15 protein-coding genes are annotated in these 16,624 nt (G+C 56.4%); 14 read left to right on the forward strand and 1 reads right to left on the reverse strand.

Annotated features, from left to right (window positions below):
- The first annotated feature begins 30 nt into the window (after positions 1 to 30).
- The 13 genes from I5192_RS19830 (at position 31) to I5192_RS19890 (ending at position 13,167) form a co-directional block, all read left to right on the forward strand.
- On the forward strand, positions 31 to 1,059 hold the full coding sequence (locus I5192_RS19830; RefSeq protein ID WP_170394095.1) for a carbohydrate ABC transporter permease: 1,029 nt from the start codon (positions 31 to 33) through the stop codon (positions 1,057 to 1,059).
- Between the two features lies 1 nt (position 1,060).
- Entirely contained in the window at positions 1,061 to 1,942 is an 882-nt protein-coding gene (locus I5192_RS19835) for a carbohydrate ABC transporter permease (RefSeq protein ID WP_170394093.1), read from the forward strand.
- Positions 1,943 to 2,120: 178 nt separating this feature from the next.
- Complete coding sequence (locus tag I5192_RS19840) at positions 2,121 to 3,110, forward strand: nuclear transport factor 2 family protein (RefSeq protein ID WP_170407053.1); 990 nt, start codon at positions 2,121 to 2,123, stop codon at positions 3,108 to 3,110.
- A gap of 132 nt (positions 3,111 to 3,242) precedes the next feature.
- Positions 3,243 to 3,779, forward strand: a complete 537-nt coding sequence (locus I5192_RS19845) for an ester cyclase (protein ID WP_170407056.1) — start codon at positions 3,243 to 3,245, stop codon at positions 3,777 to 3,779.
- Between the two features lie 4 nt (positions 3,780 to 3,783).
- Positions 3,784 to 5,115, forward strand: a complete 1,332-nt coding sequence (gene hisD, locus I5192_RS19850; protein WP_223118581.1) for a histidinol dehydrogenase — start codon at positions 3,784 to 3,786, stop codon at positions 5,113 to 5,115.
- Positions 5,112 to 6,164: an ester cyclase gene (locus tag I5192_RS19855; protein ID WP_170509126.1), complete on the forward strand. Its 1,053-nt coding sequence runs from the start codon at positions 5,112 to 5,114 to the stop codon at positions 6,162 to 6,164. The genes hisD and I5192_RS19855 overlap by 4 nt, the downstream gene beginning before the upstream one ends.
- A 1-nt stretch (position 6,165) precedes the next feature.
- Positions 6,166 to 6,933, forward strand: a complete 768-nt coding sequence (locus tag I5192_RS19860; RefSeq protein ID WP_223118582.1) for an SDR family NAD(P)-dependent oxidoreductase — start codon at positions 6,166 to 6,168, stop codon at positions 6,931 to 6,933.
- Positions 6,933 to 7,952: a LacI family DNA-binding transcriptional regulator gene (locus tag I5192_RS19865; RefSeq protein ID WP_170465610.1), complete on the forward strand. Its 1,020-nt coding sequence runs from the start codon at positions 6,933 to 6,935 to the stop codon at positions 7,950 to 7,952. Before I5192_RS19860 ends, I5192_RS19865 begins: the two co-directional genes overlap by 1 nt.
- Complete coding sequence (locus I5192_RS19870) at positions 7,949 to 8,938, forward strand: nuclear transport factor 2 family protein (protein WP_170663398.1); 990 nt, start codon at positions 7,949 to 7,951, stop codon at positions 8,936 to 8,938. The genes I5192_RS19865 and I5192_RS19870 overlap by 4 nt, the downstream gene beginning before the upstream one ends.
- A 152-nt stretch (positions 8,939 to 9,090) precedes the next feature.
- A complete protein-coding gene (locus I5192_RS19875; protein ID WP_170394077.1) occupies positions 9,091 to 10,053 on the forward strand; it encodes a cupin in 963 nt (320 codons plus the stop codon).
- Positions 10,054 to 10,155: 102 nt separating this feature from the next.
- The gene (locus tag I5192_RS19880) at positions 10,156 to 11,280 is read left to right on the forward strand and encodes a cobalamin-independent methionine synthase II family protein (RefSeq protein ID WP_223118583.1); all 1,125 of its coding nucleotides are present in this window, start codon (positions 10,156 to 10,158) and stop codon (positions 11,278 to 11,280) included.
- On the forward strand, positions 11,277 to 11,981 hold the full coding sequence (locus I5192_RS19885; RefSeq protein ID WP_223118584.1) for an alpha/beta fold hydrolase: 705 nt from the start codon (positions 11,277 to 11,279) through the stop codon (positions 11,979 to 11,981). Before I5192_RS19880 ends, I5192_RS19885 begins: the two co-directional genes overlap by 4 nt.
- A gap of 463 nt (positions 11,982 to 12,444) precedes the next feature.
- Complete coding sequence (locus I5192_RS19890; RefSeq protein ID WP_170394071.1) at positions 12,445 to 13,167, forward strand: response regulator; 723 nt, start codon at positions 12,445 to 12,447, stop codon at positions 13,165 to 13,167.
- On the opposite strand, the gene I5192_RS19895 is transcribed toward I5192_RS19890, so the two are convergent.
- Positions 13,146 to 14,558: an ATP-binding protein gene (locus I5192_RS19895; protein ID WP_223118585.1), complete on the reverse strand. Its 1,413-nt coding sequence runs from the start codon at positions 14,556 to 14,558 to the stop codon at positions 13,146 to 13,148. The two genes, I5192_RS19890 and I5192_RS19895, sit on opposite strands and share 22 nt — an antisense overlap.
- 264 nt (positions 14,559 to 14,822) lie before the next feature.
- Here I5192_RS19895 and I5192_RS19900 point away from each other — a divergent pair, with 264 nt between their 5' ends.
- Positions 14,823 to 16,598, forward strand: coding sequence for a type I secretion system permease/ATPase (locus I5192_RS19900; protein ID WP_223118586.1), 1,776 nt, complete (start codon positions 14,823 to 14,825; stop codon positions 16,596 to 16,598).
- Positions 16,599 to 16,624: the final 26 nt, after the last annotated feature.

Below are 16,624 nucleotides of genomic sequence, written 5' to 3' on the forward strand. Positions count from 1 at the left end.
GCCCAATCAAGCCGACACGGGAATTGCGACATGCGCCATAAGACATTCCTTTGGTTTTTCCTGCCCACAGGACTTGCAATGCTGCTGTTCATTGCAATGCCCATCGTCTCGGTGGTGATCCAATCCATTTACGCCCCACACCCGGCGGTTCTGGTGGAAGTCGAAAACTGTACTCCGCTTGTCGGGTGCACAACCGAGACCACCATCGATCAGGAAGCCACCGCAGCGCTTCGTGCCGAACAACCATTGGGCAGATTTGTCGGGCTGGATATCTACTTTGATCGCGGCCACTTGGCGATACAGGAGGTTGGCGAAATCTGGGCGGCGAGTGACACGTGGGGTGACCTTTTCTCAGAGGTCGGAAACTTGCCCTTCTATCGGGCCATGGCCTTTACGCTGACCTTCACATTCATTGTGACACCCCTCACGATCATTCTGGGGCTGGTGATTGCGCTGGCGGTCAACTCACTGCACCGGCACCTCAAGGGTTTGATGATCTTCTTCTCGCTCTTGCCCATGATTGTGACACCGCTGATCGGCTCGCTCATTCTGTTTTGGATGATTGACAGTCGTGGCGTCATCGGCAATGCCCTTGTAAACTTGGCCGGAGATCCGGATTTCAGTCTAAAGGCTTCGACCGGGCTGATGTGGGTGGCGCTGATGGTTTATGGCGTCTGGAGCTCGGCCCCCTTTGCCTTCGTGGTGTTCTATGCCGGTTTGCAAACTTTGCCCAAAGATCAGATCGAGGCGGCCCAGATCGATGGGGCAACCCGCTGGCAACAGGTCAAATTCGTGGTTGTTCCCCATCTCATGCCACTGGTTACGTTTGTTGCGCTGATCCAGTTGATGGATAATTTCAAGGTGTTTGAACCGATTATTGGCTTCAGCGCCGGTGCCCATGCGCAATCGCTCAGTACTTTCATCTTCAACGACCTCGGCGGTGAAACGCGACAACTGTCCTCTGCAGCCGCTACGTCTGTGATCACGATTATCGGGGTCGCCATTCTGTTGTCGCCCGTGCTTGTCCGCACCTGGCGTGACTTCAAAGGAGCTAGATAACATGGCCAGCCGTGCGCAAAGAATGCCCAAAAGCCTTCGGATTGCTTCGTCGCTTTTTGTGATCCTTTGGTTCATCCTGGCCGCTTTCCCGTTCCTCTGGACGGTTTGGGGGTCGTTCAAGGTAGAGCTGGATTTCTTCTCGATCGCCGATTGGACCAACGCCTTAACCGGCGCGCGGACCGAGGCAGTTTATGGCTCACCCTTTACCACCACCGGTTACGAAGGGGCTTGGATTCAGGAAGAATTTTGGCGGAATGTTCTGAACACGGGGATCGTTTGCGTCTTTGTGGTCGCCATCTCGCTGACCATCGGAACGCTGGGGGGCTATGCGCTTTCGCGGTCGAGCTATAACTACACATTCTGGCTTTTGATCACGGCGCTGATCTTCCGCGCGATGCCGCCGATCACGTTGGTTTCGGGTTATCTGTTGCCCTTCTTTGAATGGAATATCTGGGGGATACTTCCGACGACAATTATCGTACTTGTCGCGATCAACCAGCCGTTCACTCTGTGGATGCTACACGCCTTCTTCAAGAACATCCCCAGCGAGCTTGACGAAAGCGCAAAGGTCGACGGCTGCAACCAGTTTCAGGCCTTCCGCCGCGTGATCATTCCGGTGATGTGGCCGGGTGTGATCACCACGGGGCTGTTCTCGTTTCTTCTGGCCTATAACGACTTTGCCGTTGGGGCGATGCTGTTGTCAGAAAGCAACCGCACAATGGTTCCAGCCATCGCCGCGTTCCTTGGTACAACGCAAACCGAGGGCAACGTAATGTTCGCCGTTGCGGCCGTGGTTTCTGCGACGGTTCCGCTGTTCATCTTGGTGATGTTCTTCCAGCGTCAGATTGTGGGCGGTTTGACCGCCGGGGCTGTGAAAGGCTGACGCTGATGGGACGCACGCATCCTCAGTCCGTATTTGCCCATGCGCACGCAGCCAGCCTGAATATGGCTGCGTGCCGGGCAAGGCGACCAGGGCGAATTCCTTTTGCTTTGATGCGCGCAGGGCCTTGCGGGGCGTTTCTCCGCAGACGCCTTGAACAGATCCTATAGAGACAAAGTTAATGGAACGCCTCGACCGTAAACCCTTTCTGAATTTCACCGCCGCGCAACGCCATCCAGGCAATTTCCGGCCAGCCTATGAGGGATTCTTCGCCCCCGGTGCACATGTCAACGTGGTGCATCCTTTCAACGAGGTCGCGGGTGGCCTCGGGCTGCACGATCACGTCATCGCCCCGCTCGCAGCCTCCTTCGATGGGCTTTTTCGGCGCGATGATATCGTCATGGCCGGTGTATTTGAAGGACAGGGCTGGATCAGCGCCACCGGCTATTTCGTCGGTCGGTTCTCGCGCGACTGGCTTGGTATCCGCGCCACAGGTGAGCTTGCCTATCTGCGCTTCGGCGAGTTCCACCGCATGCAGGATGGCAAGGCGGTGGAGAGCTATATCTTCTTCGATATCCCAGAACTGATGCTGGCTGCAGGGCAATGGCCGATCACCGATAGCCCGGGCAAGACCCGTGGCTTCACCGGGATGATTCAGGGTCCAGCAAGCCATGATGGCATCTTGACCACGCCGCAAGACCCAGTCGAGGGGGCCAAGAGCTATCGTATGGTCACAGAAATGCTGGCCAAGCTTGCCACCAAGAACGAGGCCTGGCGCCCGTTTTGGCATGACAACATGGTCTGGTACGGCCCCGGCGCCTTCGGTTCTTTCGTCGGGCTCGAGAGTTTTGCAAGCTTCCAGGTGCCTTTCGAGGCCACCTTCGAAGGTTGGTCCGGCGGCAGTGCGGGAAATGGCATGACTGCGCATTTCACCCGCTTCGGCGAAGGCAATTACGTATGCTCGGGCGGCTGGCCTTCCTTGACCGGTGTCCAGGTGAAACCCTTCCTCGACCAGCCCGCAAGCGGAAAACGCGTCTTCATGCGGGTCTGCGACTGGTGGCGTCGAGAGGACGATCTGTTGGTCGAAAACTGGGTTTTCGTCGACATCCCGCATGTGTTGTTGCAGCTGGGATATGACCTTTTTGCCGACATCGCCGAGCAAGCCGCATGAGCAGCTCTGCAAGACATAACGCCGTTGGCCGCCACCCGGCGCTCAACCGGATGCCGAGGGATTTTCTGTCAGCTGATTGAGCTACCCGATGAAGACAGAATTTCTATTGGCACTAATACAAGGATGAGAAAGATGAAGGGTTCCCGCCCGGAACAGGCCGTGCTGACACGTGATACGGACCTCGACAAAACAGAAGACACCCGCCGTGTGATTGAAACCATGGTGGATGGTCTGAACGATCACCGTATCGATGACATCGGCGAATTCTTCTCGGAAGGCTTCCGCTGGATGGGCAATCAGGGCTGTGGCACAAAAACTGGCCTGAAACAGTTTCAGGACAATTGGCAACGCCCGTTTCAGGCGGCTTTTTCGGACAAGACATGCATCGACGAAGCGCGCCTTTACATGGGCGAGTGGGCGGCTGCGTTTGGCCGACAGGAAGCAACCCATTCGGGTGAGTTCCTGGGGATCGCCCCCACCGGAAAGCGGGTCGAGATCCGATATATGGATTTCTGGAAAGTGGTCGACGGCAAGATCGTCGACAATTGGGTGAATGTGGATTTCGCCCATGTAGCGGCACAGCTGGGTGTCGATCTGTTTAACGGTGAAGGCTGGGAAGCATTTGACCGGGGTGAGAAGTCTCCGCCCCGGCCTGAAACTAAGGATTAGGACAATGACAATCGAGTATCTGAAACGTGGTAAGTCCGATGCTGACCGAGCCGAGGATGACGCCAAAACACGCGCTGTCGTCGAAGCGACGCTGAAAGACATCGAAACACGTGGCGATGCTGCGGTACGCGAGCTAAGCGAGAAGTTCGATAACTATTCGCCAGCATCGTTTCGGTTGTCTCAAGACCAGATCGGCGACCTGATCAATCAGCTAACGGATCGAGAGCTGGCGGACATCAAATTCGCGCAGGAGCAAGTGCGCAACTTTGCACAAGCTCAGCGCGATTCGATGCTGGATATCGAAGTTGAGACTCTGCCGGGCGTCATTTTGGGCCACAAGAACATCCCCGTACAATCGGTGGGCTGTTATGTGCCCGGTGGAAAATTCCCGATGGTGGCCTCGGCGCATATGTCGGTGGCGACGGCCTCGGTGGCGGGCGTGCCGCGCATCATCGCCTGCACCCCTCCGTTTCAGGGCAAGCCCAATGCAGCGGTGATCGCCGCCATGCATTTGGGTGGGGCGCATGAGATTTACGTGATGGGCGGCATTCAGGCTATCGGCGCCATGGCGTTGGGAACCGAGACGATTGATCCAGTCCACATGCTTGTCGGTCCGGGTAACGCCTTTGTCGCAGAAGCTAAACGTCAGCTATTTGGCCGCGTCGGTATCGACCTGTTCGCCGGCCCGACCGAGACCATGGTGATTGCTGATGAGACCGCCGCAGACGCAGAGCTGTGCGCGACCGATCTTCTGGGTCAGGCCGAACATGGATATAACAGCCCCTGCGTATTGCTGACCAATTCTCGCAAACTGGCCGAGGACACGATGGCCGAGGTGGACCGGCTGCTGGGCATTCTACCGACCGCGGGCACCGCAAAAGTATCGTGGGAGGAATATGGCGAAGTGATCGTCTGCGACACGTATGATGAGATGCTGCGGGTTGCTGATGACATTGCATCTGAACATGTGCAGGTCATGACCGATCGCGACGACTGGTTCCTTGAGAACATGACTTGTTACGGCGCACTGTTCCTTGGCCCGCGTACCAATGTCTCGAACGGTGATAAGGTTATTGGCACCAATCACACGCTACCTACCAAAAAAGCTGGCCGCTATACTGGTGGTCTATGGGTAGGTAAATATCTGAAAACACATAGCTATCAAAAGGTTCTGACTGATGAGGCAGCAACCTTGATCGGCGAATATGGCTCGCGCCTATGCATGCTCGAAGGTTTTGTGGGGCACGCCGAGCAATGTAACGTCCGCGTAAGGCGTTACGGCGGCATCAATGTCCCCTACGGCGCGCCTGCACCTTACAGGGACGCCGCAGAATGAGTGACAGGCATACTGAGCACAAGACCCTGATCGCACAGGTCAGGGCTGCGATGTATGACTTTACCGAAGCCGGTGTCCGGCAGGCGTTGGATAAGATTTGTTCTCCCGACGCTGTGTTCCATCTGAGCTATCCGTTTGGCGACACCAAAGGGATTAATGCTTATTACGATTGTTGCTATCGCGATCTTCTGACCGCATGGCCCGATCTTGAGCGCCGCGATTATATCGTCATGGCTGGACCTGATGAATTCGGGGCTGATTGGGTTGGATGCGGCGGTTACTATACCGGCACTTTCGCGGGGCCATGGCTGGAGATTCCGCCGACAGGCCATCAGGTCACCATGCGGTTTCACGAGTTTTACCGGATCGAAAATGGCAAAGTCGCCGAGGTGCAGGCGCTTTGGGATATCCCCGAAGTGATGATGCAAGCGCAGGCTTGGCCCATGGCACCCGGTTTGGGGCGGGAATGGCATGTTCCGGGACCCGCGACGCAGGACGGGCTGGTGCCCGGCCCGTATGACAAGGCCAAGGGCAAAGAGACCTGCCAGCACATTGTCGACATGCTGGATCATCTGACCAAACATCCCGCAGAAGGTGGTCCGGAGGTGATGGAGTTGGAGCGGTTCTGGCATCCTCGGATGAACTGGTACGGCCCCTCGGGGATCGGCACAGGGCGGGGTATTGCGGGGTTCCGTAATTGGCATCAGATTCCATTCCTCAATGCAATGCCGGATCGCGGGCAGGATGTAGATGACATCACCTGTCATTTCTTTGGCGACGGTGACTATGCGGCTGTTACGGGTTGGCCCAACATGATCCAGACTGTCACCAATGATGGCTGGATGGGGATCGCACCGTCGGGCAAGAAGATCACGCTGCGCAGCCTCGATTTCTGGCGGCTTGAAAATGGCAAGATTCGCGAGAACTGGGTTCTGGTTGATCTGCTGGATACCTATCGCCAGCTGGGTGTTGACGTCTTTGCCCGTTTGCGAGAGTTCAACAAGGCGCGCGTTCCGGGCCGCATTCCATTTCCGGTTGGCGAGGTCTGATATGTCCCAATTTCCCAGCACCCCAAGTTTCAATCTTAACGGCAAACGCGCATTGGTCGCGGGCGCGTCGTCCGGTATCGGCATGGCCTGTGCCGTAGCACTGGCAGAGCATGGTGCCGAAGTGACACTGGCGGCGCGGCGCAAGGATGCGTTGCAGAATCTGGCAACAGAGATGACCGCTCGGGGATGGTTGGCGAATATACTTGAACTGGATGTTTCTGACGTTGCAGGCACTGCTGATGCTGTGGCGCAAAACGGGCCGTTTGATATCCTGCTGAACTCAGCCGGTCTGGCCCGACACAGCAGGGCCGTGGACACACGGCCCGAGGATTTTGATGCGGTAATGGATGTCAATGTCCGGGGGGCCTATTTTCTGACCCAAGCGGTGGCAAAAGGATTGTTAGAAGCTGGGCGCCCCGGATCGCTGATGAACATCTCCAGCCAGATGGGCCATGTAGGCGGGCGGGAAAGGGCGGTCTATTGCGCGTCAAAATTCGCGGTCGAAGGCTTTTCCAAGGCGATGGCGCTGGAGTTCGGTCCTGCAAAAATTCGGGTCAACACGATCTGCCCAACCTTTATTCTGACCGATTTGACCAAGCCGACCTTTGATGACCCGGACAAGCGCGCATGGATATTGGATAAGATCAAGTTGGGCCGCCCGGGCGAGATCGAAGACATCATGGGGGCAGTGGTTTATCTTGCCTCGGATGCATCGGCTTTGGTGACGGGCACCGCGTTGATGATAGACGGAGGTTGGACAGCAGACTGATGGCGGCGCAGAAAGTTACATCCATGGAGGTCGCCCGCCTTGCCGGGGTCAGCCAGTCTGCCGTAAGCCGTGTGTTTACCCCGGGGGCGTCGGCATCGAAAAAGACGATTGAAAAGGTTCGTCAGGCCGCCAAGCAACTGGGGTATCGGCCGAACGTCCTTGCGCGTGCCGTAGTGTCCGGCAAAAGCCGGATCATTGGGCTTGTTGTGGCGTATCTGAATAATCAGTTTTATCCTGAAGCACTGGAAAGGTTGACGAATACGCTGCAGGAGCGCGGCTACCATGTGATGATATTCATGGCGTCGAACCAGGCCGAAAACGTCGATAGCGTGGTCGAGGAATTGCTCGACTTTCAAGTCGACGGCATAATCGCGGCATCGGTGGCCCTTTCGTCGACCTTGTATGAGCGTTGTCGGACCGTTGGCGTACCGATGGTGTTGTTCAATCGGGCACAGGATGACCTCACTATGTCATCGGTTACATCCGACAATGTCGCCGGTGGCCGAAAGGCAGCCGAGTTTTTGCTGGCTGGCGGTCATGAGAAGATCGGATATATCGCCGGATGGGAGGGCGCTTCGACCCAACGCGATCGCGAAGCGGGATTCGTAGCGGCCCTGCAAGAGGCGGGTGTCAAACTGCACGCCCGTGGAGCCGGAAACTTCATCGCAGAACAGGCGCGTGAGGCAACGCTACGCATGTTCGCGTCCGATCCACCGGACGCTGTGTTCGTGGCCAATGATCATATGGCGATCTCTGTGATGGACACGCTGCGGTTCGAGTTGGGCCTGCAAATTCCGGCCGACGTCTCGGTTCTGGGATATGACGATGTCGCCGTTGCCTCTTGGCCAGCCTACAATCTGACAACTATTCGTCAGCCTGCCAATCGGATGGTTGCCGAAACCGTCGATATTCTACTTAGCAAGATCGAAAATCCCGCTGCTGCGCCGCGCCGCACCGAGATTGACGGACCTTTGATCGTTCGCGGCTCCGCCCGCATACCTGAAGGATGGAAGACATGAAGGGATTTGATCCCAAATTCAAAGATTTCCCGGATTATATCATCGGCATCACCAAAGAGATTTGGGAAGACCGTGGCATTGCGACTCTGCATCAATATTACAGCCCAGACATCGTCGTCCGCTCGCCCGGTTCGGTTGTGTTGGGTAACCAGAATGTCATTGGTGCAACAATGGCCACGTTGGCCGAGTTCCCCGACCGTCAGCTGCTGGGCGAGGATGTGATCTGGTCGGGCACCCCGGAAGAAGGCATGCTGAGCTCGCATCGTATCCTGTCGACCGCCACGCATCGGGGCAATGGTGTCTATGGCAAAGCCACCGGAACACGCTTGCGATACCGAATTCTGGCCGACTGCCACGCCATCGACAACATGATCGATGACGAATGGCTTATCCGAGATCAGGGTGCGATTGTCCGGCAAATGGGCTGGGATCCCAAGGAATATGCCGCCGATCTGATAACGCGTGAAGGTGGGGCCGAGGCCAGTGTGAAGCCTCTGTCACCTAAGAACGACATCGAAGGCCCCTACAAGGGGCACGGCAATGACAATGAATGGGGACGCCGCCACGCGGATCTGCTGACACGGATAATGAATGCAGATATGGGCGCGATTGAACGAGAGTATGACCGAGGCGTGCAGACCGAATATCCCGGCGGTGTCACGGGCCATGGCTGGGATTCGGCTGATCGGTTCTGGATGTCTTTGCGTGCAGCCATGCCAAGCGCAACCTTCACCATCCATCATCAGATCGGGCGCGATGATCCGAATATGCCACCCCGCTCGGCCCTGCGCTGGAGCTTGCATGGCAAGCATGACGGTTGGGGCGTGTTCGGCAAACCAACAGGTGCTGAGTTGTATGTGCTGGGGATCAGCCATGCCGAATGGGGCGAGTTGGTTGGAGGCGACATCAGGCTGCGACGCGAATGGACCTTGTTCGATGAAACCGCGGTCTGGAAACAGCTTCTGTTGGAAACCGGGGATCTCTGATGCCTCAAACGCGCGTCGCATTGGATGCCAGTGAAGGAACCCGGCGGTACCACGGCCACCGGGCGTCCTTGCGGGCGCGGCGGCTGAATAATCGCCCTCCGGGTGCATGAGGATCGAGACCTCTTGTACCAATTCAATGAACGGAGACTATTATGAGCACGATCCAACAACGCATTGTCCGCTACGGCGAACTGCAGCCTTGTAAAACCGCATTTATTGACGCGCACACGCCTGGTTCGGACCAGAAGGAAAACTTTACCATCGTAGGCGGTGGCGTATCCGAAAGCCCCGATCAGCATGTCCACATCACCGACAAAATCGGTTTCAATATTGGCGCGGCGGGGCAACCTCCGAAATGCCGGAATTCGCTGCACAGCCACACCACGGCCGAGGTGTTCTTTGTCGCCAAAGGACGTTGGCGGTTCTTCTGGGGTCGCTATGGCACTGCGGGTGAGTTTATTGCCGAGGAAGGTGACATATTTAACATTCCAACTGGCATCTTTCGCGGTTTCGAAAATGTCGGGCAGGATTATGGGATGATCATGTCGATCCTGGGCGGCGATGATGCGGGTGGCGGTGTCACCTGGGCACCACAGGTGATCGAAGACGCGCAGGCGCATGGGCTGATGCTGGGCGACAATGGCGTGCTGTATGACAGCAAGAAGGGTCAGGAACTGCCCCACAACGTGCGCCCCATGCCGCTGCTGACCGAAGAAGAGCTTAAGAGCTATCCGGAAGTTCCGGTCGAAGATGTTATCGGCAAATATGTGGCACGCTATTGGGATCTGATGGCGCTTTCCGCTAACAAGCCAGCCAAAGTTATTGGCGAAGATGCCCTGATCAAGGATAAGCCGGGGTTTGAGGTCGATTTCCTCGGACGCGGCTCTTGTTTGAACGAACCCGTCGCGGCGCATATGCCCGTCGTCCTCATGCCTGCGAGTGGTCATTGGCGGATTACAGTCGATGGCTATGAAACAACTTTGTCCGCAGGCGACACAGCGCTGATTCTGTCAGGTGAAAGCTACAGTATCGTGCCCTCAATGACCGGAGAGGCCGGTCTGTATCGTATCACGGCAACGGACGATCCCGCCGGTGCTACCTGGACCGGTGCTTAAAGGCAAAGTTGCGCGCTCCGATCTCCTTCGGGGCGCGCAGTATGTGACCCGTTCTTCGCTTTGGACTCGGCACAGGGAAGTAATTGAATTGGAGATGACATGATGACCCGAATTTCAACCACCCACGTGGGGAGTCTGCCGCGTAGTCAGGAAGTCGTCGATTTCATCTTCGCGCGTGAGCGGGAGGAACCGTTCGATCAGACAGATTTTGATGCCTGCATGACGAACGCGGTGTCCGAGACCGTAGGCAAACAGGCTGCAGCGGGGATCGATATTGTATCAGATGGCGAGACTTCGAAAATCTCTTACGCGACCTACGTCAAGGACCGCTACACCGGGTTTGCAGGCGACAGCCCGCGCAACGCTCCGGCTGATCTGAAGATGTTTCCGGGCTTTCTTCAACGTTTGGCGAATGATGGCGGAACTCCGCAATACGCGCGGCCCATGTGCGTAGGCGACGTGCGCTCGAAAGGGCAGGGCGAGTTGCAGAAGGATATCGACAACCTCAAAAGAGCCATGGCTGAGCACGGGATTGAGCGCGGATTTATGAATGCTGCCAGCCCGGGTGTGATCTCTCTTTTTCTGCAGAACGACTATTACCCGACGCGCGAGGCGTATTTGGCCGCGCTGGCCGATGCGATGAAATCCGAATATGAAACCATCGTCGCGGCGGGCCTGGATCTTCAATTGGATTGTCCCGATCTTGCCCTGTCGCGCCATATGCTGTTCACCGATCTTTCTGACGAGGAATTTGTCAGTATTGCCGAAATGCATGTCGAAGCGCTGAACCATGCATTGCAGGATGTGCCCGCCGACAAGGTTCGGGTTCACATCTGCTGGGGCAATTACGAAGGTCCGCATTGCTGCGATATCGGAATGGACAAGGTGTTCTCGACTTTGATGTCAACCAAGTCGCGCTATGTGCTGTTTGAAACCTCGAACCCGCGCCATGCACATGAATGGACGGTGTTCCGCGACCGCAAGTCCGAGATACCCGATGACAAGGTACTTGTGCCGGGCGTGGTCGATACCACCACAAACTTTGTGGAACACCCCGAACTGGTCGTGCAACGTCTTGAGCGGTTCGTGAACATCGTGGGAGCGGAGCGGGTGATCGGCGGATCGGATTGCGGTTTTGGCACTTTTGCGGGGTTTGGCGCTGTCGATCCTGATATCGCCTATGCCAAACTGGGTGCGCTGGCCGAAGGGGCTGCTCTGGTCAAATGACATCACTTGTCCTTTTGCCGGGCATGATGTGCGATGCTCGGCTATTCTCGCCGCAAATTGGTGCATTGTCTGGCAGATATCCGATATTTGTCGCCCCCATTGGTGCACATGATACGATGCAGGCTCTGGCCGCCGAGGTTTTAAGTCATGCGCCCGACCGGTTCGCCTTGGCCGGTCTTTCCATGGGAGGCATTGTTGCGATGGAAATACTGCGGCAAGCACCGGGGCGTGTAGCGGGGATGGCGTTGATGGACACCAACCCGCTGGCAGAGGTGGATCAGGTCAAGGTGAGGCGTGAGCCCCAGATAGAGGCGGTTAAAAACGGTCGGCTACGCGATGTGATGGCCGAGGAAATGAAGCCCAACTATCTGACCGATGGCCCTGATCGACAGGCAATTTTGGACCTATGCATGGATATGGCTATGGCCTTGGGGCCGGAGATTTTTGTTAACCAATCCATGGCCCTACGAGATCGCCCGGATCAAAGTCCCACATTGCGCGCTTTCAAGGGATCTGCGCTGGTCCTTTGCGGTCGTCATGACGCGTTATGCCCAGTCGAACGCCACGAATTGATGCATGACCTGTTGCCGCAAAGCCGGTTGGAAGTCATCGAACACGCGGGGCATTTGCCAACTCTGGAACAACCGCGGCAAACCACGGCGGCGCTGCTGCGCTGGCTGGAGACAATCGAAACAATCTAAGCCGGATTTCCGCAAGGCCGTAGATAGCTCTGGTGGAAACTGACTATGATATTACTCTGTCGGACTTGGAGCCTCATTCGTAGCGTGGATGCAGCAGTAACTTTTAAGGGTTTCAGAAGCACCCAAATCTTGTTCAGAGCCTACTGTTACGATCAAAACTGCACTTAAGTCGGGGCGCACGCGATACACCAAATACAAGGCCTGCTACCAAGTCTCTGACAAAGGTTGCTTTGTTGCACGCAGCCACCTGCGGAATGTCCCGGAAGTTGGAGGAATTTGCTGTTTGGCGTGACAAACTTTTCAATCGTCCGGAATGCCCCGGTGGATGATTGTCTGGTTTAGCCATGAGTGGCGATTGCGGTCGCTGCGTACCGGACAGTTTGATCGTTCTCTGCAACATTGACAGCTTCGAATAGCAAATGTTGTTATCGTAACGGCAGGCATCGTCCCGAGGAGAAGAGCTATGCAAGACGTCGCGGATCAATCCGCTGGCTATGATGAGCACATTCTGATTTGTGACGATGACATCGAGTTTGCTCAGGGTGTTTGTGCATTTCTGACTGACAAAGGGTACAAAATCGAACACGCGCAAGATGTACCCGCTGCGCGGTTGATGATGGCTGATGAAACCTACAGCTTGTTTCTGCTGGACCTCGTGATGCCAGGAACTAGTGGTAAGGTGTTATGTCACGAGATTGCTTCGCGCATAGATGCCGGGATCATCATGATCAGTTCGATTGATGACGACGCCGAGCGGATTTCCCTGCTGGAACTGGGCGCGGATGATTATATCATTAAACCATTCAACGAGTTGGAACTCCTCGCGCGCGTGCGTGCTGTGCTGCGCAGGCGTGCTGGTGGCACGCAGGGAAAATCCCGGGTTACCCGGTTCGGAGAATGGGAGCTCGTTGAAAACGAGCGACATCTCAAAAGTGAAGATGGTCGTCTCATCACACTCACCTCAAGCGAAGTGCGGGTTATGCGCTTCTTTGCTGAAAACCCGGACGTGTTGTGTACCCGAGAAGACCTTCTTGCCGTTGCCCGGACCCGACAGCATGGCGGTGCAGGAGACAGAAGCGTTGATGCTCTGATCAAACGGTTGCGATCGAAGATTGAGAGCGACCCTTCAAATCCGGAATATATTCGAACGGTCTGGGGGCAGGGTTACATCTTTCGTCCCGGCTGAACTCCGGTATCAAGCGGCAACAGCACATTTGCCCTAAGGCCTCCGCTCAGGCGGTTCTCAAGCGTTACAGTGCCCCCCTGATCAACCACAATCGCCCGGACTATGGCGAGGCCGAGGCCCGTTCCGGGTTCGGTGGCGCCTAGTCTCTGGAAAGGCTCAAACGCTGTTTCAAGTTGTTCGGCTGGGATACCTGGTCCTTCATCGTCTATGTGAATTGCGGCCATATCATTCGAGGTGGTCAAAGAGACACTTGTTCGGCCCCCGTATTTGACCGCATTTTCCAACAAGTTTCTAAGAACCCGGGTAAGCGCGTTGTGTCTTCCTTTGACCACCGCAGACTGTTCGATGGTGCAGGTCACATCGCGACCCGCCTCAACCTGCTCGTCTACCAACGCCTCAACCAGTGAGCGCAAATCCAGGCGTGCAAGCTCTCCATCGTGATGCGTTTCACGATTGAGGTCGGTGACGGAGTTCACAATATCGCTGATGGTTTCCAACCGCTTGAGCAGTTGCTCTTTTGGTGCCGTTGGTTCCAGTTTCCGGATCTCATCGTGCATCCGGGCAATCGGTCCCTTCAGGTCATGCCCGAGGCTACGAAGCAAGGTTGTCTTGTACTCAAGCGCCAGAACAATCCGGGCTTCCATGCGATTGAACGCAATAATTGTGTGGCGGATATCAATGGCACCCGCCTCGACGAGTGGGCCGACTTCTTCACCCCGGCCGATCAACTCGGCATTGACGGCCATCGCGCTCAGCGGTCGCATCACTTTCTGAATAAGAAACGCAAGTGCGCAAAGCAGGGTAAGCGCGACCAGACTGTCGATTGAGCCAACGATGACCAAAGGTACGATGTTCTTGTTTTTCATGAGCAAATAGCAGTTCAGCCATTCGTCATCATCCTTGAGCCGGACCGAAAAAACGCTCACCAGAAACGCGTCAACGCTTTCTGCATCGATAGGTTCGCCCGAGTGGCTCTTGAACAGTTGCAACAGCGCGCTTTGGTCGTGTTTGGCGTCAACGACCGTGTCTGCCACGGACAGTTCCGCGACGGCGATCCCACGGTGTTCCAGCCGCGCCGTCAGCCAGTTAGCCAGATTCGGGCGGTCGCGGCCATTGGCCAAAGTGGTTGCTGCATCCTGCGTGCCGACCCTGACACTCCATTCTGCAGGAAAGAAACCAAGCGCTGCTTCGGAGCGGCTGTCAGGGGGCACGCGGGCCAGGGTTGAAACCACCTGCGCAAGAAAGGCATCGCCCCTGTTTCGGATCTCTTCAGCGCGAGAGTTTCGGATCTGGACCACGTCGGTGACTACCGAGAACACGCCGACAATCGTCCAGCTGATAAGCACGATGCTCATAACTTGTGTTCGAAGTGTCAGATCATTCCAGCGCATTGCGCGTAGGCTCCCTGTCCCATCCCCCTGACTGGGGACGCTAATTCAAATACCGCCGCATTCCCAAGCGGAAATTGCAACCGCCATGCCGCTGATGATGCAAAGGGGTTTCACCCACCGGTACCGCATTTCGGGGCACCCGGCTTCGTCAGCTCGGTAAACAACCGGCCAAATTCGTCAATTGAATCAAAGTGTGACAAGCCCTTGGGGCATCGGCGGCTGGTCTCCAAGTATCACCCACAGAGTTTTTATTGGGAGCCAGCTATGTCAAAGCATTCATCCGTTCATCCACAACTTGCCAGCGCCCGGCGCGCGCTGAGGGGCAATCTGATTGCCACCGGCGTTTTCAGCGGTGTTGTGAACCTATTGATGCTGACAGGGCCGATTTTCATGCTTCAGATCTATGATCGCGTGATGTCTAGCCAAAGCGTGAATACGCTTGTCGCGCTCAGCACACTTGTCGCCGGTCTGTACTTGTTCATGGCCTTGATTGACGGCGCGCGGACCCGTGTGCTGGTTGCCATGGGGCATCGCTTTGAACAAAGGCTCACCCGAACAGCGTTTGATTGCACTTTGTCCGAGCCGTCACGCAACCGTCCGGGTGGCAACCCTGCGGCGGCAATTCAAGATGTCGAAAAAATTCGCGGTTTCCTGTCGGGCCAAGGTGCCGGAGCTTTGTTCGATCTGCCGTGGATCCCGGTCTATCTGGGATTGGTTTTTGCCATGCACATGTGGCTAGGTATGGTCGGTGTAATTGGCGCGCTGGCATTGGTTGCCATTGCCATCGTTACGGATATCAAGGTCCGCGCTGCCGCGTGCGTTCAGTCTGAGCATTCAGCCAAGCGCAACCGTCTGGCAGAAGCCGGCCGCCGGAATGCCGAAATGGTTCGCGCGATGGGGATGCAGTCCAATCTTGGCAAGACCTGGCAGGATGTGAACGATCTCCACCTTGGTGCGAGTGCTAAGGCGGCCACTACTGTCGGAGTGTCTGGTAGCTTTACCAAAGTGTTCCGCCTGGCACTTCAGTCCGCCGTTCTTGCGGTCGCCGCTTATCTTGCCATCCATGGACATATATCGGCTGGCTCAATCGTTGCGGCATCGGTCATCATGTCCCGTGGCTTGCAGCCTATCGAGACTCTGGTCGGTAGTTGGCGCAATCTGGTTGCTTCCCGGCAAGCATGGGCTCAGCTGAAGCAAACTCTTTCTGGTGACGAAGCTGACCATCGTATTTCTATGCCCAAGGCACAGAAGTCGCTGACCGTTGACGGCCTGATCGCTGCCCCTCCGATGGCCACTGCCGCTGTTCTCAAAGGTGTTGGTTTCGATATGAAAGCAGGCGAGGCACTGGCTGTGATTGGGACGACCGGCAGCGGAAAATCAACCTTGGCGCGCACACTTGTTGGTGCATGGTCGGCGGCCAAAGGCAGCATCAGCCTCGACGGTGTGCCGATCGACCAGTACCTGCCTGAGGAGCTTGGCCCCCAGATCGGTTTTCTGCCGCAGGATGTTGAGCTCTTTGACGGAACGATCGCCCAGAACATCGCGCGTTTTGATCCCGAGGCGACGGACGAGATGGTGATTGCCGCCGCCAAGGCAGCGGGTGTTCACGAACTGATCGCTAGCTTCAAAGACGGCTATGCCACCTCGGTTGGCGAGCGTGGCGCGGCCTTGTCCGGTGGTCAGCGACAGCGTGTTGCCCTTGCACGAGCGCTTTATGGTGATCCATTTCTGGTGGTTCTGGACGAGCCCAACTCGAATCTGGATGCCGTGGGTGAGGCCGCACTGAACCATGCCATTCTCGCCGCCAAGGCACGCGGGGCGATTGTGATCGTCATCGCGCACCGGGCGAGTGTGCTGGGTTCAGTCGACAAGATTCTGATCATTGAAGACGGTCGCGCTGGAGATTTTGGTCCTCGAACAGAAGTGATGGAGCGGTTGCGTCAACGCAATCAGGCCGCCGCCGGAGCTGCACGGCCTGCCGCTGAACAGAAGACCGTCGAACAACCCCAACAAACAGACATCGTTGCCGCCACGGGCTGACCCAGTCCCGCGCTGTAAACAGAATG

This window comes from Ruegeria sp. SCSIO 43209 (assembly GCF_019904295.1).
GTDB lineage: Bacteria > Pseudomonadota > Alphaproteobacteria > Rhodobacterales > Rhodobacteraceae > Ruegeria.